This is a genomic window from Aliiglaciecola lipolytica (assembly GCF_018860635.1).
GTDB classification, from domain to species: domain Bacteria; phylum Pseudomonadota; class Gammaproteobacteria; order Enterobacterales; family Alteromonadaceae; genus Aliiglaciecola; species Aliiglaciecola lipolytica_A.
This window is the reverse complement of sequence record NZ_JAHKPT010000017.1, coordinates 236533-260439: the sequence shown is the minus strand read 5'-3', so window position 1 is coordinate 260439 and position 23907 is coordinate 236533. Positions and strand designations below refer to the sequence as shown.

At 40.4% G+C, this 23907-nt stretch carries 25 protein-coding genes; 17 read left to right on the top strand and 8 right to left on the bottom strand.

The genetic code is table 11. The features are described 5' to 3' along the window. The first annotated feature begins 319 nt into the window (after positions 1-319). Entirely contained in the window at positions 320-1357 is a 1038-nt protein-coding gene (locus KO530_RS08020; protein WP_216047890.1) for a YHYH protein, read from the top strand. An 85-nt stretch (positions 1358-1442) separates the two neighbouring features. Here the strand turns inward: KO530_RS08020 and KO530_RS08015 are convergent, their stop codons facing one another. Both KO530_RS08015 and KO530_RS08010 read right to left on the bottom strand, forming a co-directional pair. After that, positions 1443-1856, bottom strand: a complete 414-nt coding sequence (locus KO530_RS08015) for an ACT domain-containing protein (RefSeq protein ID WP_216047889.1) — start codon at positions 1854-1856, stop codon at positions 1443-1445. Between the two features lie 40 nt (positions 1857-1896). Further along, positions 1897-2211, bottom strand: a complete 315-nt coding sequence (locus KO530_RS08010) for a DMT family transporter (protein ID WP_216047888.1) — start codon at positions 2209-2211, stop codon at positions 1897-1899. Positions 2212-2800: 589 nt separating this feature from the next. On the opposite strand from KO530_RS08010, the gene KO530_RS08005 reads away from it, so the two are divergent. The 3 genes from KO530_RS08005 to KO530_RS07995 all read left to right on the top strand — a co-directional run bounded on the left by KO530_RS08005 (position 2801) and on the right by KO530_RS07995 (position 7421). Then, positions 2801-5263 (top strand): M1 family metallopeptidase, encoded by a 2463-nt coding sequence (locus tag KO530_RS08005; RefSeq protein WP_216047887.1) that lies wholly within the window; start codon positions 2801-2803, stop codon positions 5261-5263. A 2-nt stretch (positions 5264-5265) separates the two neighbouring features. Further along, complete coding sequence (locus tag KO530_RS08000; RefSeq protein WP_216047886.1) at positions 5266-5763, top strand: DUF6702 family protein; 498 nt, start codon at positions 5266-5268, stop codon at positions 5761-5763. A gap of 278 nt (positions 5764-6041) precedes the next feature. Continuing rightward, complete coding sequence (locus KO530_RS07995) at positions 6042-7421, top strand: NAD-dependent succinate-semialdehyde dehydrogenase (protein WP_216047885.1); 1380 nt, start codon at positions 6042-6044, stop codon at positions 7419-7421. A gap of 350 nt (positions 7422-7771) precedes the next feature. Here KO530_RS07995 and KO530_RS07990 read toward each other — a convergent pair whose 3' ends face one another. Both KO530_RS07990 and KO530_RS07985 read right to left on the bottom strand, forming a co-directional pair. Then, positions 7772-8317, bottom strand: a complete 546-nt coding sequence (locus tag KO530_RS07990) for a peroxiredoxin-like family protein (RefSeq protein WP_216047884.1) — start codon at positions 8315-8317, stop codon at positions 7772-7774. Positions 8318-8591: 274 nt separating this feature from the next. Next, positions 8592-9323: a tetratricopeptide repeat protein gene (locus KO530_RS07985; protein ID WP_216047883.1), complete on the bottom strand. Its 732-nt coding sequence runs from the start codon at positions 9321-9323 to the stop codon at positions 8592-8594. A gap of 385 nt (positions 9324-9708) precedes the next feature. On the opposite strand from KO530_RS07985, the gene KO530_RS22225 reads away from it, so the two are divergent. Beyond that, positions 9709-10263: a DUF2971 domain-containing protein gene (locus tag KO530_RS22225; RefSeq protein WP_216047882.1), complete on the top strand. Its 555-nt coding sequence runs from the start codon at positions 9709-9711 to the stop codon at positions 10261-10263. Between the two features lie 25 nt (positions 10264-10288). Beyond that, a complete protein-coding gene (locus KO530_RS07975; RefSeq protein ID WP_216047881.1) occupies positions 10289-10570 on the top strand; it encodes a hypothetical protein in 282 nt (93 codons plus the stop codon). A gap of 304 nt (positions 10571-10874) precedes the next feature. Here the strand turns inward: KO530_RS07975 and KO530_RS07970 are convergent, their stop codons facing one another. From KO530_RS07970 to KO530_RS07960, 3 genes are all read right to left on the bottom strand, one after another. Further along, entirely contained in the window at positions 10875-11015 is a 141-nt protein-coding gene (locus tag KO530_RS07970) for a hypothetical protein (RefSeq protein ID WP_216047880.1), read from the bottom strand. 485 nt (positions 11016-11500) lie between these two features. After that, complete coding sequence (gene cueR, locus KO530_RS07965) at positions 11501-11911, bottom strand: Cu(I)-responsive transcriptional regulator (RefSeq protein ID WP_216047879.1); 411 nt, start codon at positions 11909-11911, stop codon at positions 11501-11503. 1 nt (position 11912) lies between these two features. Next, positions 11913-14288 (bottom strand): heavy metal translocating P-type ATPase, encoded by a 2376-nt coding sequence (locus KO530_RS07960; protein WP_216047878.1) that lies wholly within the window; start codon positions 14286-14288, stop codon positions 11913-11915. 480 nt (positions 14289-14768) lie between these two features. Here KO530_RS07960 and KO530_RS07955 point away from each other — a divergent pair, with 480 nt between their 5' ends. From KO530_RS07955 to KO530_RS07940, 4 genes are all read left to right on the top strand, one after another. Beyond that, positions 14769-15704 (top strand): DUF6538 domain-containing protein, encoded by a 936-nt coding sequence (locus tag KO530_RS07955; RefSeq protein ID WP_216047877.1) that lies wholly within the window; start codon positions 14769-14771, stop codon positions 15702-15704. Positions 15705-15756: 52 nt separating this feature from the next. After that, the gene (locus KO530_RS07950) at positions 15757-16059 is read left to right on the top strand and encodes a transposase (protein WP_216047876.1); all 303 of its coding nucleotides are present in this window, start codon (positions 15757-15759) and stop codon (positions 16057-16059) included. Beyond that, positions 15999-16898: an IS3 family transposase gene (locus KO530_RS07945; protein WP_216047918.1), complete on the top strand. Its 900-nt coding sequence runs from the start codon at positions 15999-16001 to the stop codon at positions 16896-16898. Before KO530_RS07950 ends, KO530_RS07945 begins: the two co-directional genes overlap by 61 nt. 115 nt (positions 16899-17013) lie before the next feature. Further along, positions 17014-17289: a hypothetical protein gene (locus KO530_RS07940; RefSeq protein WP_252728979.1), complete on the top strand. Its 276-nt coding sequence runs from the start codon at positions 17014-17016 to the stop codon at positions 17287-17289. Positions 17290-17363: 74 nt separating this feature from the next. Here the strand turns inward: KO530_RS07940 and KO530_RS07935 are convergent, their stop codons facing one another. Continuing rightward, the gene (locus KO530_RS07935) at positions 17364-18179 is read right to left on the bottom strand and encodes a hypothetical protein (RefSeq protein WP_216047875.1); all 816 of its coding nucleotides are present in this window, start codon (positions 18177-18179) and stop codon (positions 17364-17366) included. A 460-nt stretch (positions 18180-18639) separates the two neighbouring features. Here KO530_RS07935 and KO530_RS07930 point away from each other — a divergent pair, with 460 nt between their 5' ends. From KO530_RS07930 to KO530_RS07900, 7 genes are all read left to right on the top strand, one after another. Beyond that, positions 18640-19233, top strand: a complete 594-nt coding sequence (locus tag KO530_RS07930) for a recombinase family protein (protein ID WP_216047874.1) — start codon at positions 18640-18642, stop codon at positions 19231-19233. Positions 19234-19410: 177 nt separating this feature from the next. Further along, positions 19411-19605 carry a hypothetical protein gene (locus KO530_RS07925; RefSeq protein WP_216047873.1) on the top strand — a complete coding sequence of 65 codons (195 nt, stop codon included), beginning with the start codon at positions 19411-19413 and terminating at the stop codon, positions 19603-19605. Between the two features lie 958 nt (positions 19606-20563). Further along, on the top strand, positions 20564-20752 hold the full coding sequence (locus KO530_RS07920) for a hypothetical protein (RefSeq protein WP_216047872.1): 189 nt from the start codon (positions 20564-20566) through the stop codon (positions 20750-20752). 534 nt (positions 20753-21286) lie between these two features. Further along, positions 21287-21553 (top strand): hypothetical protein, encoded by a 267-nt coding sequence (locus KO530_RS07915; protein WP_216047871.1) that lies wholly within the window; start codon positions 21287-21289, stop codon positions 21551-21553. Between the two features lie 70 nt (positions 21554-21623). Further along, a complete protein-coding gene (locus KO530_RS07910) occupies positions 21624-22361 on the top strand; it encodes a DUF3922 domain-containing protein (protein WP_216047870.1) in 738 nt (245 codons plus the stop codon). A 167-nt stretch (positions 22362-22528) separates the two neighbouring features. After that, entirely contained in the window at positions 22529-22915 is a 387-nt protein-coding gene (locus tag KO530_RS07905; RefSeq protein WP_216047869.1) for a KilA-N domain-containing protein, read from the top strand. 52 nt (positions 22916-22967) lie between these two features. Next, on the top strand, positions 22968-23795 hold the full coding sequence (locus KO530_RS07900; protein WP_216047868.1) for a hypothetical protein: 828 nt from the start codon (positions 22968-22970) through the stop codon (positions 23793-23795). The last annotated feature ends 112 nt before the right edge of the window (positions 23796-23907 follow it).

The window sequence follows — 23907 nt, the reverse complement described above, 5'->3', positions numbered from 1 at the left end:
GCAATGCACTATCGATAAATTGTATTGGCCTATAATTGAAGCAAAGCTTAACAAGCTGATGGTTAAGGTAGGGTTAACGTATCTATGCTGTTTTAAAAAATGTTCATAAATCTTTACGATTATTGTTTATATTGGTTGTCAGTGGGATTAAGTAGGAGTAACTAGTTATTTCTAACAGCGCACATTCTCTATAATTAGTGTTACTGTTTTTAGACTTTAAACCGCCTCACTTCATAATATCTGCACATTTATTCTGTAGACTAATGAGTATACTTAATGAAAAGTTAGCTTAGTAAAATCAGAATTCAGAGGTTAAAGCATGGGATTATCATATCAATGGCCATTAATGATGGTGGCTGTGTCTGCTGCGATTGCATTAACAGGATGCAACGACGCTTCGGTCAAGAATGTTACGCAATCAGCCAGTGCCAAGGGCATAGACCTTTCCATGTTTGCCGAAGGAGCGTTTCTCGAAACGCCGACAATCGTTGACTGTGAAACAGCTGAAGGCACAAAAACCACCTGCTATAAATTAGTTACCTCTGGGGCGCCAGCAGGACGTGAACCTGGTCCTTTTTGCCCGAGAAAAATCACCGATGGGGCAGATAAAGGCGGAACTTGGTTTAGTAAAGAGGGAACTGGCGATTTGGTAGATATCACCGGTGAGTTTATTTTAAAGCTAGGTGAATATTACGGTGACGAAAAGTGGATGGTGTATGAAGCCAACACTGGAAATGTGCGCTACACCGCGACCAAAGCAGCCTGTTTAGGGGCGGCACGGCCTGACGTTGAAGAACAATATATGCAAAACTGCATTGAATGCGAATTAGAATACCTTGATGACGATTTTTCACTGACTTATCTAATTCCTACCCAACCTATTCCTGCAGCTGAAACCGGACGAGTTCATACGGTAGGCATTGCCTTAGACGGCACTGAACTATCTGGTCCAGCACCAATTAATGCCATTCTAGGAGCCTATACCATCGCAGCTTTTGACGATTGTGGTGGACATATTAACGTCCATCAAGGCTATCACTACCATTCGACCACCGGCTGCACTGATACCCTCGAAGACACCGATGATGGTCATGCTCCTTTAATTGGTTACGCGTCTGATGGATACGGTATTTACGCAATGAAAGATGCCCAAGGTAAAGAAACAGAAGGACTTGATCAGTGTCGGGGAATTACCGACCAAACACGAGGTTATCATTACCACGCTGCCAGTCCCAGTGAGAATATGTTCATAGGCTGCTTGCACGGCGAATCCGTTCGCCCCGCTGGCGGCCCTCCTGGCGGACCTAATGGCGCAGGTGGTCCGCCAAATGATCATCCGCCTCCCCGTGGAGAATAGTGGAAAAGATGAGTCTGAGGTCAAAGCTGAAGCTGAATATGAACACAGCTCCAACTAAACAGGCTCATTACAATTAACAGCCTTGTCAGTTGACTAAACCGTTCTTTGCCAAATCCTTTAAATCTTTAACAGCTTGAGCGGCGTCCTTGGTACTGACAAAAATATGATCGTGATAATAACCAGCAACCACGTTTGCACTGATATTTGATTGGGTAAGTTTTTTAGAGATAGCGGCGGTTAAACCAACGGCATCAAGGCTTGAGTGCACATTTAGGGTAATACACTTAAATACCCCTGAATAAGCAATTTTTTGCTTATCGGCGAGGTGTTTTTCAATAATCACCGACATACCTTCTTTTTCTAAAAACGTGCTTATCGGTTTCAACTGTTGCAGCATTTGGTAATCATAAGTTTCAAAAGTCGCAAACACATACTCTTGTGGCAACAAAACGGGTTCCATTGAAGCAATAAGTTTGGCTAAATCTTTTTCACCAGACATAAATATCTCACTCTTTTTATAATCGTAAATCTTCTTGAAATTAACTACTCAACTTCAAACCAATAACTCCCAACGCAATGATAATTAAACAAATAAGTTGTTTAATAGAAAGGCTTTGATCGAAGAAGTAATGATTAATAATTGAAATACTAGACGCACCAACAGCCAACCAAACAAGATATGCATGGCTAATGGGAATGTCTTTTGTTGCAATTGAAAACAACAGTAAACTCAGTGCCATAGATAACACAGCAAGTATAACGTAGGGAATATGAGTAAATGATTCAGATTTTTGAATACCGACTAACCAACCAGCTTCCAAAAACCCTGCAATAATGAGAATAAACCAAGACATAATAACGCTCTTATTAAGTTGAGGTCGTCCCCAAAAAATAAAATAGAGCGGTGAGGTCGTCCCCACATCCAGTTTTGAAGTTTGATCCTAGCAACTACAAATTTAGAAAGCAATTCCTGACTTTTTAAAAATTAAAACACATACAGACCAATCTCTGGGTAAATTTTTATTTCTTTAATTTTTTTGATGGTTTTTTGCGCTGCTTTACGCTTCTTAGATTGTGGTAAAGACAACATCTCAGCCATTTTGATTGCTCATCGGTGAAACCAAACTTAGCTAGTCACCTTCGCTATTTTTACCATATAGCCATTATCTTCGTGTTTTAATTAAACAAATTTAGCAAACTATGTAAGCATATTGATACAAATTTCGCTAAATCAAAAAAACAATCACTAAGTTATAACATTCAGTTTTTCAGCTCATTGTTGTAAGATTTAAATGATGTTTCAAGTAACTTTGTAGCTTTTACAGCCCCTCATTTGTTACTCAACGAAGCATTCTTTAAATAATAATAACTGCATGTCGTTGAAGGTGTCGATTAAAACTCTGCTCACATTGCAAATTTTCTATACAACAATCAGGTAACACAATGTTTAAACCACTCTCTATGGTAGCTTTGCTATCATGTTTTGCCATTGGCTTTGCAAACGCAGCAATTAATCAAACAAAAGGCGATTTTGAAGATAAATTTCGTCAGCTAGATGAATCTCTTCCTACTCCCAATGTGTATCGCAACGCCGCAGGTGAACCCGGTCATGAATATTGGCAGCAGCAAGTAGATTACCAAATCAAGGCAAAATTAGATGAACAAAAGCGTCGAATTGAAGCCAGTGAACAAATCACTTACCACAACAATTCACCGGATACGTTAAAGTATTTGTGGATGCAATTAGAGCAGAATAAATTTCGCAACGACTCAATGTCGGCCATGACCACCACCTTTGGTGGTATTGGTAACCGTGGTCCAGCAACGGCATCTGCATCATCTGATAAACCCGCACAGCTTAGCTTAGGTGCACTGCGTCGCCAGCAATTTACCGATGACCACGAATTAGGCTTTGATATTCAGTCAGTGACCGACAGCAACGGTAACAAGCTCAAATTCACAATAGTGGGTACCAACATGCGTATCGACTTACCTCGTCACCTGAAGCCGGGTAAAAAAACCGTATTCAATATTGATTACGCGTTTAATATTGTCGAAGAAGATGCCGTAACAGCACGTTCAGGTTATGAACATTTCCCTGATGATGAACGAGAAGGCGGAAATGATATTTTCTTATTAGCCCAATGGTTCCCGCGTTTACATGCTTATACTGATTACGAAGCATGGACTAACCGAGAGTTCATTGGTCGAGGTGAATTTACCTTGGAGTTTGGTAACTACGAGGTGGAACTTACTGTACCTGCGGATCATATTGTCAGCGCCACTGGCGAGTTACAAAACCCCAAAAATGTACTCACTTCTACCCAACGCAAACGATTAAAGCAAGCTGAAGATGCAGAGCGTATCGTTTTCGTGGTGACGGCTGAAGAAGCGCTAGAAAACGAGAAAGAAGGCACAGACGCAACAAAAACATGGAAATTCAGTGCTAACAATGTACGTGATTTCGCATGGGCTTCGTCACGCAAATTCATGTGGGATGCCCGTGGCCACCAGCAAGGTGGAGATGATCAACCGTTAGTCATGGCGATGTCGTTTTACCCTAAAGAAGGCGGCAAATTATGGGAAAAGTATTCCACCGAATCAATCATCCAAACCTTAGAAGTATATTCTCGTTTTTCCTTTGATTATCCCTACCCCGTTGCACAATCAGTGAATGGCCCTGTAGGTGGAATGGAATATCCGATGATCACCTTTAACGGTCCTCGTACTGAATTGCAAAAAGATGGTAGCCGCACTTATTCGCAAGCTGAAAAGCGTTTCTTAATAGGCGTAGTTATCCATGAAATTGGTCATATTTATTTTCCAATGGTAGTCAATTCAGACGAACGTCAGTGGACTTGGATGGACGAAGGATTAAATAGCTTTTTAGACGGTGTAGCCGGTCGTGAATGGGATCCTAGTATTCCTTGGGGTGTTGAACCAAGAGATGTTGTGGATTACATGAAGTCATCAAATCAAGTACCCATTATGACTCAATCAGACAGCGTTTTACGATTAGGTCCTAATGCTTATACAAAGCCTGCCGCAGCCCTCAATATTCTGCGCGAAACTATCCTAGGCCGTGAATTATTCGACTTTGCATTTAAAGAGTATGCGCAACGTTGGAAGTATAAGCGCCCTACACCATCAGACTTTTTCCGCACTATGGAAGAAGCCTCTGGGGTTGATCTAGATTGGTTCTGGCGTGGTTGGTTTTACAGTACAGACCATGTTGATATCTCCATAGATAAAATCTATAAACTACGTTTAGACACCCATGATCCAGATATCGATTTTGCTCGTCAGCGCCAAGAAGAGTTGGATAAACCTGAATCGTTAACGGACATCCGTAACAAAGCGGAAGGACGCAAACTTTGGATTGAGCGTTTCCCTGATATTACCGATTTTTATGACGAGAATGATCGTTTCACGGTAACCAACAAAGAACGCAATGCTTATCAGAAGTTCTTAAGCAAACTCAAACCATGGGAAAAAACAGCCTTAGAACGCGCTGTGAAAGAAGACAAAAACTACTATGTATTGGACTTTTCCAATAAAGGTGGTCTAGTCATGCCAATTATACTGGAGCTAACCTTTGCTGACGGCAGTGTTGAAAACCAGTATATTCCAGCAGAAATCTGGCGTCGTACCCCTAAAGCGGTTAGCAAACTGATTATCACTGACAAAGACAAAGAGCTAGTTAGTGTGACTGTTGACCCCCACTGGGAAACAGCTGACGTGGATATAAGCAACAACCATTATCCACCTAAAATTATTCCGTCGCGGATTGAAGCTTACAAAACCAAAAAGCGTAGCGGCAAGGTTTATCGGGACATTATGCAAGATATAAAAACCGAACTAAAAACCTATGATGAAGACGATATTGAAGAAGACGACAATAATTGAGCATGAATAATTTCATCAAACTAGCTTTAGGGGCGCTGTTGTTAACAGCGTTTTCCCTAAGTGCACATCAACAAAAGACCGCGATAAGCACAGTGTTGTTTAATCCGCGCACTGAGAATATTGAAATCATGCACCGCTTTAGGGTTCATGATGCCGAGCATGCGGTAAAAGAAATATTTGGTAAAGACGCGGATATACTCGATTCAGAAAAGACTCAAAATGAGTTTAGCGACTATGTAAGCAAACGCTTTTACTTGTTTGATAGTCAGCAAAAAGCCTTGCCTCTAAAAGTGGTTGGTCATGAAATAGAGGGGAAGTTTTTCTGGGTTTATCAGGAAACCACACAGCCTGCTAAGTTAGAGAATCTGAGTATACGTCATGATGCCTTACGCGATTTATGGCCACAACAAGTCAACACGATTAATGTTGAAGGTAAAGGCGAACTGCAAACTCTGACCTTTGCAGACTCAGTGGAATTATTAAAAGTCAGCTTCCATTAAACTTTTCAATCAGCAGTAATAGACGTTTTTTAGAGTTCACAAAACACTAAGCTGAAATTGCTCTATTAACAAGCCCGTAAATATCAATTTTACGGGCTTTTTATTTACTTCTTCAAGACCAATCACCTTGCATGTTGACTGTGAATATTTTGCAAAGGTATTGAATCAAGTTCACAAAATTAAATTCGAAAAATCAAATTTCATCTTAAATTCATTAGGTTACAAGTTGGTAAAGGTTTTGCACCTACAGCTTCGTTGAATTAAAAAGAGGAAATATCATGTCGAACACAGTAAAAACAATTAATCCCTTTACTGAGCAGGTACTAGACGAGTTCCAACTTTTGAGCTTAGAAGAAGCAAATGCAGCCGTAGATAAAAGTCATGAGGCATTTTTATCTTGGCGAAACACACCTAAAGATCAACGTGCGGAACTGGTATTAAGCTTGGCCAGCACAATTCGCGAAAATAAAAGTGAATTGCTCAGATTAATGACCGCAGAAATGGGCAAAGTGCGCGCCCAGGGTGAACAAGAAATTGAACTTTGTGCAGGCATTTGTGAATACACTGCCACCGAAGCGATAAAAGCTCTGGAAGACGAAGAGCGGGAAATTGAAGGTGGCAAGGCGATAATCAGCTACCAACCTATAGGTGTTATTTTAGGTATTCAGCCATGGAATTTTCCTCTATATCAGGTCATTAGATACAGCATCAGCAACATTATGGCCGGCAACACCACAGTGATGAAACATGCTTCCAATGTATTTGGCATGGCTGTTGAAATTCAAAAGATGTACAAAAAGGCAGGCTTTCCAAAAAACGTTTATCAATCTCTCATCATCAAAGGGTCTATGGCAACCCAGCTTATTGAACACAGCAAAGTACGTGGTGTTACTTTTACAGGCAGTGACGGTGTAGGTAAAAAAGTAGCTGAAACAGCAGGTAAACATTCAAAGAAAACCGTCTTGGAATTAGGTAGTAACGATGCATATGTGATACTTGATGATGCCAATATTGAAACCGCGGTGCAAGCCTGTGTTCAGGGGCGAATGATCAACAATGGGGAAACCTGTGTAGCCGCCAAACGTTTCGTTGTTACTGAAGCGAAATATGACGAATTCAAACAAGCCTTCGTTGACCAACTTAAAAATATGAAAATGGGTGATCCTAACGATAAAGAAACAGATTTAGGCCCTATGGCACGAGAAGATTTGCGAGACGAATTACATGAGCAAGTTAAAACGTCCATTGATAAAGGGGCAAAAGTTTTGATAGGTTGCGAAATCCCAGATATGACGGGTTATTTTTACCCACCGTCAGTTCTTGAAAATGTGCAATCAGGTATGCCCGCTTATGACGATGAGTTATTTGGTCCAGTTGCCGCTCTGATTAAAGTTAAAGACAACGAAGAAGCAATGAAGGTCGCTAACGATTCAAGGTACGGTTTAGGTGGTGGTATCTTTTCAGCAGATGAAGATAAGGCGGTGAAAATGGCCATTGAAGAATTTGATACCGGCATGGTCAATATTAATGGCTATGGATTAGCTCAGCCCAACCTGCCTTTTGGTGGCGTGAAATCCAGTGGCTATGGCAGAGAACATGGTGGGTTTGGCATAGCAGAATTCGTGAATATTAAATCGGTCGTAATCAATCAACAATAGAACCTAGTCACCTAAACTGCGGATTGAATGTAAAATCCATTGAAATCCAAAAGAGTCGGTATTTTATCGGCTCTTTTTTTATGCAACTAGATTGTTAAGACAAAGAAAGGCAATCGTAGGATATTAAAGGTGAGACGCCCTTCGTCTTGCAAAGAAGGTAAAACAAAGGTGACTGATGATTAGCGGTTTTATCGATTAAAACCAAGCGAAAACTCGCAGGTAGGAATCAAAATTAGGCTGATGAGGGACGCTAAGCTGAAGTTAAGTGTGGTCGACATTGGCAATTGCCTTTTCCAAATTGGATAGCAATAGAAGCCAATGCCGACCTAATCTGAACGATTATTTAAACATTAATTTTGGTGAGTACCGCGCACTGGATAATTTTTGTTGAGTGCGAACTCAAGTCCACTAACGAACTGTTCCAGATCTGGACGAATGAAAGGTGCATTTGCAATCTCAATCATCACGGTTTCACCTTTTGGATTGACTACAAACAAGCCAGGCTCTGGAAAAGCATGGTCGGTTTCAGAGTCACTCATAGGATCTGAAATGTATAACCCCAGTGCATGCATTTGAGTTAAGGTTAAACCAGTAACAACCGGAAAGTTAACATCTAATCCTTTATCTTTCATCTTGTCTAATTGCTCTGGTGTATCAGCAGAAACGGCAACTACGTCGATGTTCAAAGATTTTAGTTTTTCTGTATAATCGGTAAGTGAATTTAGATATTTGAGGCAAATCGGACAATGATACCCGCGGTAAACAACAACCAAAGACCACTTGTCTTTATCCTCACCAAGGTGTGCTGCATCCGAAAGACTTGCTAAATTGCCGTTAGTATCTGTGATTTGTATTGTTGGAAATTTTTCGCCTGCTAAAAGTTTAGTATTCTTCATTCTATACCTCCATAAAAACGGTTAGCTCAACAGTGTCCTGTATTATTATTCTGTTTAACCAACCTAACCTAAATAATGATTTGTTTACGGTTTGTATGTAGCAAACTTCTTACCAGCTAAACTAAGTGGCTGTTTTAACACTAAAAACATAGATTAATCCATACATGAGCGGAATATTGCAGCTGGAAACTGTGAAAGAATTGCATTAGTAATTGAATCATCTTCAATTTGCTTTGTTTGCTCCCTGATTATCCTTTATACCCTGAATACTCGGTTAGGTGTCGGACGCTGTAGATTCTACCTTGTGCAAATATTCAACGTACTCTTGTACGCTATCGTTTGGCATTTGAGTTTGCATTAAGCTTATCAACAAGCGAATATTTTGGCTCAAGTCAGGATAGTCTTGCTCTGGATGACGTTGCGTCACATCTATAGCGCGTTTCAGTGAGTTGATAGCATCCATTGGTAGATTATTGCTTCGCTCAAAGTCTGAAAATTGGGTATACAGAAAATACAGCGAGCTGTTTTTTGCGGTTACATCATATGGCGTCTTAGCATCAAAATTGTGCCATTTAGTTAGCACTAACCGGTAGATATGTTGCGCTTCGTCTTGGGCATCAGCGGCAAGATAGCGCAGGGCTAATTTATGATATTCATATAAGGTATTTGGACTGAGTTCACCGTACTTATCAGCCATGCCATCAATAGCCTCTTGCGCCAATAATATCGCCTCTTGGTGCATCGACAGATTTGACAAGGTTTCGGCTTTAAATGATTTAGTATTAATAATGTCAATGTGATTAGCACCGACAATCGCGGGCAATGTCTGTAAAGAATGATTGAGAATCTCGAGTGTTTCAGCAAAGTACCCTTCTGAGCTAAGTATCTTTGCGTTTAAGAATTGTGCTCGGTGAGTATCTTGATGCTCAAGCCCTAACATTTCGGTAGTTAGGGAAAGTAGCTCTTCTGTGTAGGGTTTACTCAAATTAAACCTATCTGTGGCCATACCTTTTTCATAAGTTGTCTTTCCTTATCTGGCGAAAAGCATCTCTGCCTAGCGCCCAACATTCACAACACTGACCTAAAATCATTTAGACTTAAAAATTTTGCTGATCCAAACTGTGACTGCGTTTGGCATAGGAAGATAGAGAGTAATACACCGTCCTAGCCCAAGCAATCAGTCTTACTTTTATTGACCTTAGACCTTAGCTAGTAAAAATCAATTATCTTGGCCGGTCGCATTGCCTCGTCGGTTGTTGATCAAAAATCCACAACAAAGTGTTTTGAAGAATTAGAGGGTTGCGATCAAGGTAATGAGTTTTTAACACTTATATTTACTTTTCAATTAACAGTAAGTAGTTTGGTCTCATCAAAAGCTAGGAGCATTCAGGGTGAAAGGAAGTCTTTATAAATTTATGGCTGGCGAGTCATACCACTTAGACGCTCTGGCCTACAATCAAGTATACTTCTCAAAGTTCCGGGAACTTAATGATCCTTATGAAGGGCTATTACATTTTAATGAGGAAGATGTAACAGATGAACTCAGAATGGCTCTTCTTGCCAACGGACTAGCTGAGCAGTTCTCTTTGAGCCTTTCTCAAGGAAGGAAAAAAGCGGAGCGTTTAGTAAAAAAACAGGGGGAAGGTGCAATGAGAAGCCTAGTAACTCGGTGGACGAGAGCATTTTTTGATGGCTACCTAAAATACCACTTAGAAGAAAGGTATGTTCTTTCATTGTCTTTACAAGCAGAAGTAAATGAGTTTCCCTCACCTCTCAATAACATGATGATGTGGTCACATTATGCTAACGGAATGAGAGGTTTATGCGTTGAGTACGATTATGACTTACTTCTTAGGAGTATCGAAAGACTGAATAACGAAATACAAGTAAGTACAAGTAAGTACAAGGAAAGTAGCTTACTCAAGCGAGAAACTTCCAGTTGTTAATGCAACCACAGTTATGAATTCACACATGGACGACAATGGAGAAGCAGGAACTGAAATGATTGAAGCATTCTGCACTAAGAACATAAGCTGGGCATACGAAAATGAATTGAGATTTATTGGCTCTCAACACGGGTTAGTGTCATTCGATGAAGCTGCAATAAAGAGAGTATTTGTAGCAGCTAACTGCCCTCAACTTAAAAGCGATGTCATAAGCAAACTTTCAAAGAAAATGATAAAAATACCACTTTTTGAAGTATGTGTTCGAGAGAAAACCTACGGCTTTGGTTTTTCAATAGTTGACTACTAAGGTCTATTAGAATCATAAAAAACATGGGGCACCCAATCATATAAAAGGGTTATTGCTCTTCAAGTAAAAAGTGAGAATGAAAACCACAAAAATCTGTGCGCCCAATTCGACCATCTTCTGCCCTATGTCCCACTTGTATAAGTATATGGCCCAGATGTGTATGTGAATGGCTCAGGATTACATCCAGATGTCCCAGTGCTATAACATTGACTTCGCGACTCTCTGACTTTGCTTGCTCATTACCCATGAACTAATTGTCGTAGCGATTATTTTATATAAATCTTCTTCTACTATAGGAGAAAGCCTATAGGTTGGCATTATCGCCCTTACTTTCAGATTGTTTATTTACTGAAAGAGAAGCTTGTTCAAATATATCCATGACATTATGATTTGACGATTCGCCCGCAGCTAGCTGTTCAAAACCTTTCGCTACTTCTTGTTTCATTTAATATTCACAGCGTTATTTCAGTTTTCAACGCAATTCTAGTTCAGAAGTATATTTTTCCTAATAATTAGTTAGCTTTAGCCACCATGGCAGACATACGTTAGATACTAAAAGCCTTCTCAATGGACGGCTTTTAGCCAATAGCTGAGATTACTCTTTGCAATACCATGATGATATTTAGTGTAATACTAACCGACATTTATTGCTCGTTTGTGGGGCTGGTTTAAGCTGTGAGTTCAACTGATCAATGCAAAGTTCTTTAATCCTTATTTGATGCGCAATGCGCAAGTTAGCAGTTGTGAAATTCAATATTCAGTCACAGGCAAAAACAGCGTTTTTTTGTTTAAGGATCGAGATAAATATATACCTGAAGAGGTCGTTATCTAAGTACAAGTTTAATGGGTAAAATTACAGTATCGGTTTGTAACATCCAATTCAATTGACCAACTTTTCTCACTATAGATATTGACTGCAATTCACCTTCGTTATTCGGATGAAAGTTGAGCTAAGCCTTCTAAAATAGGGCAGTCAGAGTTATCATTACCATCACATTTATCCGCTAGTTTCTGTAGCACTTCTTTCATTTTCTCAAGCTCACGTATCTTTTCATTAATCTCGTGTAAATGATTCAGTGCAAGTTGTTTCACGTTACGACTTTCTCTGTCAGTATCGAGCCAGAACTTGAGTAGTGACTGAATTTCAGCCATGGAGAAGTCTAACTTTCTCGCACGACGGATAAACCCCAATTGTTGAATGTGTGCTTGATTATATAGTCGGTAGCCGGCATCTGTGCGACTCGTTTTTTTCAATACGCCAATTTCTTCATAATATCGAATCATTTTGGCTGACACCCCCGTTAAACTAGCGGCTTTGCCAATTGTGACAAGTTTATCCATGTTATTTCTCCTTCAGAGTCCAACGTTGCAATAACAATGCATTACTGACGACAAATAAGCTACTAAATGCCATTGCAGCACCGGCGATAATGGGGTCAAGATAACCAAAGGCTGCTAGTGGAATTCCCACAGCATTAAAGATAAAGGCCCAAAAAAGATTTTGCTGTATTTTACGATAAGTCATCCTTGCAATGATTAATGCCGTGGGTACTAGGCTTGGTTTACTCCGCATTAACGTGAAAGAAGCTGCGCTAACGGCAACATCAGTACCAGACGCCATTGCCATACCCAAATCTGCTTGGGCTAGCGCTGGGGCATCATTAATGCCATCACCAACCATGGCAACCTGATAACCTTGCGCTTGATATTCCATAATATATTTTGCTTTATCTGCTGGCAGCACCTCAGCTTTAAAATCGTCTAACTGTAATTCTGTCGCCACCGATGTTGCACTCGCTTGATTGTCACCGGTAAGCATAGCCACCTTTATACCTTGTTGTTGCAATAGCTTCACAGCTTGCAGCGCATCAGACTTCAATTTATCACTAAAACAAAACAGGCCAAGTAATGTTATTTGATCTTGTTGCTGACTAGCCAACCAAGAAACAGAAGCACCCAGTATTTCTATTTGATCAGTTGGTAGTTTTACACCTAATTCTTGCATCCAATGACTACTGCCCATCAATACTAACTTGTCAGCAATATTGCCTTTGACACCATAACCTGCGACAACCTGAAATTCATCGACAGGTATTGGTTGTGTCCCTTTGGTTAATGCCTTTTCAACCACTGCCTTGCCCAATGGGTGCTCACTATTTATTTGTAAGGAATAGGCCAACTGCAATACAGCTTCTTCACTGCCACTGATGACTGTCATCTTATTTACAACAGGTTTGCCTTGAGTCAAGGTGCCTGTTTTATCAAATACGACTAAATTGATTTCTTTTGCTTGCTCTAACGCCACTGCATCTTTAACCAATACGCCTAATCTGGCAGCAGTTCCAGTGCCTGCCATGATAGCTGCCGGAGTTGCCAAACCAAGTGCGCATGGACAAGCGATAACTAAAACGGCTACCGCATTGAGAATGCCATTGGTCCAGTCATCAAACGCTAAACCTGTCACCAATAAAGTGGTAAGTGCGACCAATAACACCACAGGAATGAAGATACTGCTGACTTTATCCACTATTGCTTGGACGGGAGCTTTTGCTCCTTGGGCTTGCTCGACTAGTTCAATGATTTTAGATAAGGTAGATTCGGTACCAACATTAGTGGCACGGATCTCCAAAATACCGTCCAAGTTAAGTGAGCCCCCCGTGACAATATCACCTTCTTTTTTACTTAACGGAATCGATTCGCCACTAATTAACGCTTCATCCAGATGACTCTGCCCCTGTAAAACCTCACCGTCAACAGGCACACTTTCGCCCGGTATTACTTTTACTTTTTCACCAGATTGCACTGATGAAGCGGCCACTTTTTGCCATTTACCTAAACGTTGCACTGTCGCCTCAACAGGTTTCAAATTTTCCAATGCTCTAAGTGCATCAGTTGTTCGGCGCTTTGCCTTGTGTTCTAAATATTTACCCAGCAGAACCAAGGTGATTACTGCGCTACTACTTTCAAAATACAAATGGGGCATGCCATGAGCGCTATCAAAGCTCCACCACAAATATAAAGATAATCCGAAGGCTGCACTGGTACCGATGGAAACAAGAAGATCCATGTTGCCCATGCCAGCTTTTAATGCCCCCCAGCCTGCACGATAAAAACGAGCGCCAAAATAGAACTGAACTGGCGTAGCTAACAACCATTGCCAAACAGGCGGTAACATCCACTGTTGCGCAAATAACATGCCGAACATCGGCAACACCAATGGCAAGGTAAGTAAGCCTGCTCCCAATACGGGCCACCAAGCTTTAGTATAAAAAGGCTGATGTTTATTGGTTTTTTGTATCACGCTGTCATTGTTTAACGGGATAAAAAGGTAACCGGCTTGTGTCACGGCTTGGGCTAATTGTTCATCGGTTACAAAGGATAAAGTCCTTACTTGTACTTGCTCGGTGGCTAAATTTACCGATGCACTGACCATACCGGTTACTTTTAGCAATGCCTGTTCGACCCGCTTCACACAAGAGGAGCAGCTCATCTTTCCAATACCAAATTGCTTTACCTTTACTGGCACTTGATAACCGGCCTCAATAACAGCGGTAATTAATTCACTATGACTGGCGGTACCTTGAACCGTTGCCGTATCTGTAGCTAGGTTGACGGTAGCATTAGTCACGCCCACCACTTTAAGTAACGCGTTTTCAACACGACCTACACATGAAGCACAGGTCATACCGTCAATTTTGAATTGTGTAGTTGTATTCATAAGCTTCTCATCTTAATTGAATTGTAGAACTAAGCTGAGGTTAAAGCTTACCACGGTAGTAAGGACAACTGTTTTAGTATGAAAAGTGTTATAAATGACAATTTAACTGCAATCACTGCATTTTAAAGAGGAGTACAACCATCTTCATGGAGGCTTTATGAACACTAAAAACAGCTCATAAATCCATTGATGTTAGCGTCCGGTTTCGTATCGAAGAAGTCAGTAGGTTTGTTTGGAAGATAGTTTTCGCTTTGTCCGAATTAATACATAACAACAATGGTATTAGATATTGATTAACAAATAATAAAAAAGCCCAAATATTGCTATTCGGGCTTTCAAAAAACTCAGTAGATTAAGCGGTAATAGAAAAATCTATTACATCATGCCAAGAAAACTCTCACGCAGCCATTATTCCTATTGACATTCAATGAGTTATGATTACATTACTGTCTACATTTATGGCTACAAACTCACTTAAAGATGAACAAAAAGACAGACTTAAAGCACCTTAAACTCAGAGGCAATATCTGGTGGTATCAACGTAGAGTTCCTAAACATCTGGCTCACCAATACCCAAATCAAACAATGATAAATACGAGTTTAGATACAGGTGATATCAGGGAGGCCAAGAAGAAACGAGACGTTCTTAACGGTCAACTTGAAGACAAATCTCTACGTTCAACCACTTACACGGAAGGGCAACGCTTCAGAGAGCTAGTGAAGGAGATGCAGAGAGACCGTAAGTTCCACCCTTCAGATTGGGACAATGGCATCTATCCAGAAGCGCTAGAAGCTAGAGGTGCTAATTTAGAACTACAAGCATACATGACTGTAAATGGTAAACGAGATTACAGCCTTCAATACAGACTCAGACTTTCTGAAGCTGTCCAGATGTGGAAAGAAGATTGGGGGAGCAATAAGACTGAAGAAACCTTGAAGAAGGTCGAGAAGTCAGCCTCAGAGTTCAGCAAGTATTGCTTCAAGACATTCGACTACTTAGACCAAGCAGACATCGCGCTTGAGGACATCACTAGGAAGGTCGTTTACTCTTTCATTAAGCACATGGGTAAGTCGTACAAGAAGGCAACCATACAGGCAACTATAAGTAGGTTGAAGATGGTCTGGGAGTACGCTGAGACTATGGAAGAAGTCGAAGGTAATAATCCGTTTGTTGGTCACAAGTACTCAGATGCTGAAGAAGACCAAACAGATAAACGTATCCCATTTACTAATGAAGAGATTAGTCTTATTCGTAGTCACACTTGGGAGAAGCCTGTATATAGTTTGCTGGTGGAGCTTGGTATATTTACTGGTTGTCGTATCAGTGAACTATGCAACATCAAGAAGAAACACGTGATTCAAGAAGGTGGTGTTACAGCTCTATACATAGAGAAGGGTAAGACTGTAATGGTCTAATTTTTCAAGACACTTTGTTGGAGGTATCATAACCAAAACCAACGAGGTAAAAATGAAAAAGTTTACAACTGAATTTAAATTGGAATGTGTAGAGCTGATCACCATTCAAGGGTATCCAGTTAAGCAAGCTGCTGAATCTATGAATGTTGGTTATTCAACATTACAGAAATGGTTACGACAATATAAAGAAGAGCAACGTGGTATCACTCCAAAAGCCTCAGCAATTACAGCTGAGCAAAAACGAATTCAAGAGTTAGAGAAACAAGTTAAACAGCTAGAAAGTGATAACAACTTATTAAAAAAGGCGTCAGCCTTCTTCGCTATCGAAATGAACAAAGGCAGCAAGTCGCGCTAAAGTTGAAGAAGGCTGGGTTTAGTGTTCAACATATTTGTCGTTGTTTTAAATTGGCGCGTAGCTCGTTTTACTTTAACGCAAAACCTAAACCGTTAAAACCAGATGAAATTCGTTTAGAAGCCGCGGTAAAGCATCTTCACAACGAAATGGATGCGACTTATGGTAGTCGCAGAATGATGATAGAGCTTAATCATCAAGGTTACCGAGTGGGTCGTTATAAAATACGACGATTAATGCGAAAGTGTAAACTGATAGCTAAACGCCCTCGATTACATAAGTATCCGTGGGCAGGAAAAGCATCAATCATTGTGCCAAATCATTTAAATCGACAATTTAACCCTGAGCAACTGAACACCCATTGGTCAGGAGACATAACGTACATACGAACAGGTCAAGGTTGGTTGTACCTTGCGGTCATCGTTGATCTATGTTCCAGAAAAATAATTAGTTGGGCGTTCTCAGATAAACCAAATACAGAATTAACAATGCGAGCAATACGCCTAGCCGTGAATAAACGGGAGCCGTTAACTGGGATTATATTTCATTCAGACCAAGGTGCTCAATATACCAGTGAGTCGTTTCAGCAATGTTTGCGTGAATTAGGCATTCAACCTAGTATGAGTCGAGCAGGAAATTGCCTAGATAACGCAGTGACAGAGCGTGTCTTTAGAAGTCTAAAGTCTGAACGAGTAAATTACAGAAGATATAAAACGAGACAAGAAGCCAAGGTAGATATTATCGATTACATCGAACCGTTTTATAACCAAAAACGACGACATCATAAACTGGGTAACATCTCACCAGTCGAATATGAGATGAAATTAATGAAAAGTGCCTAACAAAGAGTCCAAGAAAAGTTGACCATTACAGACTAAGGCTGCTACTCGTCATGTTCCCTTACCTGATTGGTTAGCTGATAAAGTATTGGAGCATATCAAAGACAAGGACGATGACATGCTTGTGATTGGTATTACAGGTAAAGCAGCTAGTAGAACCTTCTCGAACTTCAAGACTCGCCATGTAAGCACTAACAAGTCCAAAGGGTTTCACTCATTCAGAGGCATGTACATCACAGCCATGCAACGTGTTGGTGTCGATGAAAACATTACGGCTCAAATAGTTGGTCACGAGAGAGGCAAAACGATGTCTTATGCATACTACTCGCTAGGCCATGAGTTGAGACAGTTGAAAGAGGCTGTAGATAAGGCAGAACAATACTTGAATCAATAGGTTGTCCTGAAGATACACGAAGAGGATAGTCTTAGAGTGGTCGTTGAGAGTTTGGGTTAGTCAATTAAAACTAGCTACCTTTTGGGTTTTTGTAGCTTGCCTTCAAGCCTGCTTGGTAAAACTATACCATTAGAAGTGTACTTATGTAATAGTTCTTTTACTCGTTTGGTCTCACTGTCATTGCAGTCTGGGCCTAATGTAACTTCAATAGAATCCAAGTCATCACCTAATTCCAAATCAAAATATTGTAAAGGCATATCAGCACCATAAACAAAATTTCTAAGTCCCCCTCTAAGAAAATGGTCAATCTGTCCTGTATCCTTCCATGAATTGAACTCGTTCGGAGAAGAAGGAACTATAACAAGCACATAGCGAAACTCTTTTTGGTAATCCCAAACAATATCTTTAATTCTTGATAATTCCTTTCCTAAATAAAAATTGTAGTCGCCATTTTCATCTTTAGTAAAAGGTTTAATTTGGCTCACAGGATTAGGAAAGTACTCAACCGCATTACCAAACACTTCTTGTTGGAAAGGAGGGCAAAGAAACATCCATTTTTCGTTATAAATCTGTTCAAATGGTAATGGGCAATATACCTCACTTTCCACGAAGAAATTTAAAGACTCTTGCGTTGTTAGTTTATACTTTTTAAAAGGAAACTTTGGGAGGCCTATCTTCACTCCATTCAAACCGGAATACCCCCACATGGCGTGACTCTCATATTCGTTAGCACTCCAGCTACTAACAAAGATGAACTTGGACCAATGCTCCTTTGATATAAGTTCACTTTCTTGCCTGTCATCTACATTGTCAAGACGGTTAAATCTTAACGTGCGATTCGTTAATATTAACTCTAAAGTATCAATAGTTGTATAGTGGTGTACTAGCATGACTTTTCTCTTCCATGAATAACATCTTAGGAGAGTTTAGCCTTTTTATTTTTGGATTAAAAGCAGACAAGTTTTACCACAAAAATCTAAGAGGCCAATTCGATAATGATGAAGACCTCTTTCCCCCCCTTAGCCCCTCCTTAAGACAACTCTACGCCACTAAGACAATCTTCAACCATCCTTGTCCCATCTGTATAAGTAAATAGCTCAGATGTGAACGTGAATGGCTCAGGATTACATGTAGATGTCCCAAGAGTTCATGTAGATAACCTGAAGACAAACCTGAAGACCATCCTTGAGAACCTTAAAGACAGCGTACCGCTTCAAGTACACTACATCAACACGATTCCATCAGTACACTTTCCTTACCATTTCGTATCGTTATAGGTTGACATTGAGTTATCGGTACGGTACTAATAGTAAGTCTTAGAGTTATATCGGTACAGTTGAGGAGTTAAACATGGATAATAAATTAGTAAGTAGTAAGTCTCATGGTCAAGGTAAACAACTAGGTTACGTTAGAGTCAGCACGGTTGAGCAGAATACCGCAAGACAACTTGAAGGTATCGAGTTGGACAAGGTGTTCACTGATAAATGCTCAGGGAAGGATAAAGACAGACCTCAACTCCATTATATGCTTGACTATATGAGAGAGGGAGACACTATTCATGTGCATGATATTAGTCGTATGGCGAGGAACTTGAAAGACCTTAAAGACCTCATTGAGACCATCAACGGCAAAGACTGTACGATTATCTTCCACAAGGAGAACTTGAAATTCACTGGAGACCATTCAGACCACATGCAGACTCTTATGCTTCATATGCTTGGTGCTGTCTACGAGTTCGAGAGGTCAATGATTCTAGAGAGACAGAGAGAAGGCATAGCGATAGCGAAGAAGGCTGGTAAGTTTAAGGGGAGACAGAAATCAGTGGATAGGGAGAAGGTGCTAAAGTGTCTTAAAGATGGTCTTAGTATCCGTAAGACTGCTAAGGAACTTGGTATTGCTACTTCAACTGTTCAGGTCATTAAGAAGGAAGTAGAGAAGGCTTAGGGATACTTAAAGGTGTCGCTGAGGACTAATGGATTAGTCGCTGAGTTGTCTCAATATCAGTAGTGAAATATTCTCACTTGTGATACTAAGTTATTGATATTAAATAAGTTATTGACAAAAATAATGACTTTGTGATTAACTGTTATTGCTCAATAAACAGACTAAAGGAGAATCAATATGAATCCAGTAGAGCAACTTAATGACAGCATTGAGAATGTATTGGCTTATTTCGAGCATGACCCTGAAGCATTATCAAAGTGCTTGGCCTCTGAGATTGAACATCTTGTTGACCTCAAGTATCACATGGTTGAGCTTGAGAAAGCTGTGAGGTTAGCTGAAGATAATGCTGTAGTCCTCTCGTATCCTCATTAGTCATTCACCTAAAGGCCATTGTGTTGTCTTCAGTACTATCACGGTGGCCTAACCAACTTCTTCCCCAATCATTTTAGCTTCTCAGCGCGTCTATAAGATCGAGTAAATCCTTAGGAATATCATCGTATTACTGGTGGGTGAAAGTCCTCTCAGAGAGCCATACAGATCGTTATAGAGCTAAATAAGGCTAGGGTTTTCCTTGTTTGAATTGGCTTTGGACTAAGGTTTTATTCGTTGGCGATTTGGTCAGAAAATAATCCAAAAACAACCCAAAAACACGACTCTAAAAACATCGAAATAAAACCAATAAAATCATACACTTAAGCACTCCCTGACCTAAGGAGGAAAAGAAAACAAAAAGAAAAAGAAAAAGATAAACACTATATCTATAAGACTAACTCTAAGACTGTCTTTAAGACTAACTCTAAGACTGTCTACTATCACGTATCTAGTATTAGTCATGGATTGAATTAGTAGTTGATAGACTTAAAGTCATCCTTAAGGGCTGCTCAAGATGGTCACTTAGATTACTTGTATTACTCAGTTAACTACGAGTCTTCCATTTACATATAACCAACCAAGTTAACCCATCAAAGACCATGACTAACAGGTCTCTTAGTCTTTCCTTAAGCTTTCTAGTGTTCTGTCTTAAGCGGGAGCAGGATATCTAGAAGGCTTAATGAAGGTCTAAAAGGTTAGTTAACTGATTTGGGACTATTACATTAGTCTATTGTTCATAATCTCCAGATACTTACACAGGTTAGAGGCTTAGCGTTCCTCCAGACTATGACTCTTTCCTGTGTTCTGTATTTATCTGGTATTTGTATCAGTTAGCGACAGACTTTAAGACTTCTTTATGCCTCTTGTGCTTACCCTTTAGTTTTCCTTTAACACCGTTAAGACGGTCTTCAGGACAACCTTCATCACGACTAAATCATTAACAAATAGGAGAAATAACATGCCTCGTAAAGAGCTAAGAACCAAACCGTATAAAGCAATTACAAACACTGAGTTACGTATCACGCTTACACCTATGAACCTCTTACTACTGAACCAACTACAAATGGAACAGCAAGAGAAGAGAGGCCGTAAGATTAGCGCTAGTACTTTGATTAATGAGTGTATCCACCAGCAACTAAGTTATTAGTTATCAGCAACTAAGTTATTAGTTATCAGCAACTAAATTATTAGGAGAAACTAAATGACCTCACCTAGTTGTAAAGTGTGGGGATGTTACAGACCAAAGAACAACGAGAAGTACTCAGATTACTGTAAGAGACACAGGGAGATTGTTCAGCACAATGGACATCCAACCTTCAAGCCTCCCTCACTCAATAAGAAGTACGCTGGGTATCATAAACCGCTAGAGGACGCTTACAAGGCATCGAGAGAGTGGTTCGATAAAGCCAGAATACCTCACTACAAGTTAGCCTTTGAGAACCTCTTAGACCGAGCTTGTGCATTGGAAGAACTATCACCGTACAGGAGACTAGGAGACTTAGAGATAAGTACTCAGTTACTTCATCTGCTCAAACTATCAGTTAAGCGTAGTGGCGCAGAGGAAACCTTAAGACAGTGGGTATCAATCTATATCGCTGCTAATCATTGTCGTTACTTATTCCCTGACAAAACCACCTATGCCGTATTCATTGTGCGTAAGAGTTTTATCAGGAGAACAAGCTTGCCTCGACACATCACCAAGACTGGTAACACGAGAGACTACAGACTCAACGCTAAACGCTGTGCTGAGATGTTAGCAATCATGGAGCCAATCTTAGAGAAGGCCGTGTACAACCTTGATAGCTGGCAAGAATGTTTTGAGGCGAGAGTAAGACGCTCAGAACATGCTTACAGAGTTGTTAAGGCCAACCTTGATAAGAACCCTAAACACTACCTTGAGGCCGCCCACAAGAAAGCCTTGAGCTGTATCTACGATAAATATTTATAGAGACTAATCCATAACCATTAGTCCATAACGACTAATACATTAGTCCATAACATTAATGGAGAGTTTAATTATGACAAACCAGATAGACCTACAAGACCAAGTAAACAAACTACAAGACACAGTGAACGCATTGAATGCTATATGCCAGCACTACTTAATCGAGCGCCTAGGCGCTTACGAGGGAGCTAAGAAGTACGGAGAATATCTAGACTTCTACAAGCAAGATGCAATCGCTGAGAGAGCCAAACAGGAAGCCTTACAGGAACTCAGAGACAACCTTAATACTGTCATGAGTGACTACAGAGAAAGAGCTAACTCAATGCATTGGGAGCTTGTATTGATGGATGAAGATAAACGTAAAGACTGCCTTAAGAAACTCTGGAATGAGTGTAAGACTGACTTCGAGTTACCCAAGGGAACTAAGCAACCTAGTATCACCATTCCACAACCAACCTTTGAAGACTTGGTTAAGCGTAAGGCTGAGGTGCAAGGCCAACTAGACCACATCAATACCACCTACTTAAACGATTGTATTAACCATTCAGAGAAGAGGATTAAGGAGATTGTGAAGTACACAGAGGCTAAGTATGACAAGGCCATAGGTGAAGCCAAGAGAAAGGACAAGATAACTGAGGCTGACAGAGAGTCTCAAGTAACTAGCTTAATCACTGAAAAGGAGACGGTTATCAAGAGAGGTGTGAGTCAGGAGAAGAGACGTATAGATTCCGCTAAGGCTTCCTTGAAGTGTCACGAGAGACTTACCCACCAACTAAGCCAAGTCAACGAGCTAATCAAAAAGTCACTGTAAGACATCCGTGAGACGATCTGTATGCGCCCCTGAGAAGACTTCAAGACCTGACCTAACTGATTGTATTAGTTAGCTTAAAGTCGATCTTGTAGGGTCTTACAGATCGTCCTAGTTCTATAGACAATTAACTTGTTGGCTCGGGAAAAATTAAAAGGAGAATTAAACTTATGAAACAAGAAGTAACTTTAACCTTCAACAATACCACAGCAACAATCACTTCTGATGATGAAGGAATGTTAGACCTTAATGACATCTGGAGAGCGTTTGACTTAAAAGCTAGTCAATCTCCTAGTCAGTGGCGTGGCAAGACGAAAGAGCATTTGGCTAGTACTGCAAATTTGCAGTTCATAAGAGGACGCAACGCAAAGACCTTAGCAACACTTGAAGCTCTCTATGCCTACGCTATGTGGGTAGACGTTGAGTTCTATATGGTTGTCGTTGAGGCATTCGCTGCGTTAACTCGTGGTGAACCTGAAGAAGCCCTTGAGACCAACTCTAAGCCTGACTCTAAGTCCCTAACAATATTAACAAATACATTAGTCCATAACGACTAAACCATTAGTCCATAACGACAAATACATTAGTCGATAACGGAGGTAACAACATATGACAATCAACTTTGAAGAACTGTGTCCAGTAACACAACAACAAGTCCAAGCCTTAATGAAACAAGGCGACCTAGAAGACCACCAGCAAGACCTCAATGATTCATTAGGTTTAACTAATGGTGACTTCTGTGAGACCACACAGCAACAACTAAGAGCACTATTAGACCATGAACAACACCTTGAAGAAGCTAGTGAAGACTTCGCTATAACAGACTTAAGGACAGTTCAGGGTCTACCAGTACAACTAGAGGACATCCAACCTGACACACTGATTACAGTCAATGGTATTACAGGTAAGGTAGATGACATGATTGAGGCTGGAATAGTCAGTAAATCAGTATACGCTGGTAACTTCGAAGACTATCTCAATGATGCTGAAGCTTGCATGGAGACTGAAGAAGAACCTGAAGACACTGAAGCTTATCGTATAGATAACCCTGAGCTGACTGAGACAGTCTCACAGATTGAAGAGGTCTTAGGCACAGCAACAACCAACGATACAATCTCAGACATATTAGCTGGCAATGAACTAAGTCCAGAAGTACTAGAAGAACTCAGTGAATCCTATGGTGTATCACCTGATAGAGCACAAAGGGAGATTGAGTCTTTGGCTGAGAACTTAATGGGGAGTTTTGAAGACTACCTTGAAGAACAACACCAAGGTATCGACATAAACCACTTATCTGAATGGGTGTCATACGCTGCTAATAAAGATACAAAGGTAATGCAGTTGTACCAGCAAGCGTTAACAGGTGGTCTTAATGGTGACTTGGCTTACTCAGGGGAACTGATAGAAGCTTATAAGAGGTTTTATAGTTTGTACTAAGATAAACAAAAAAGGCGCTGAGGATTAACCCAACGCCTTCTTTAAGACTTCTTTGAGACCTTAATCAATGACCACATCACTGTCTACACTTGTGTCTACTTTACTGTATACA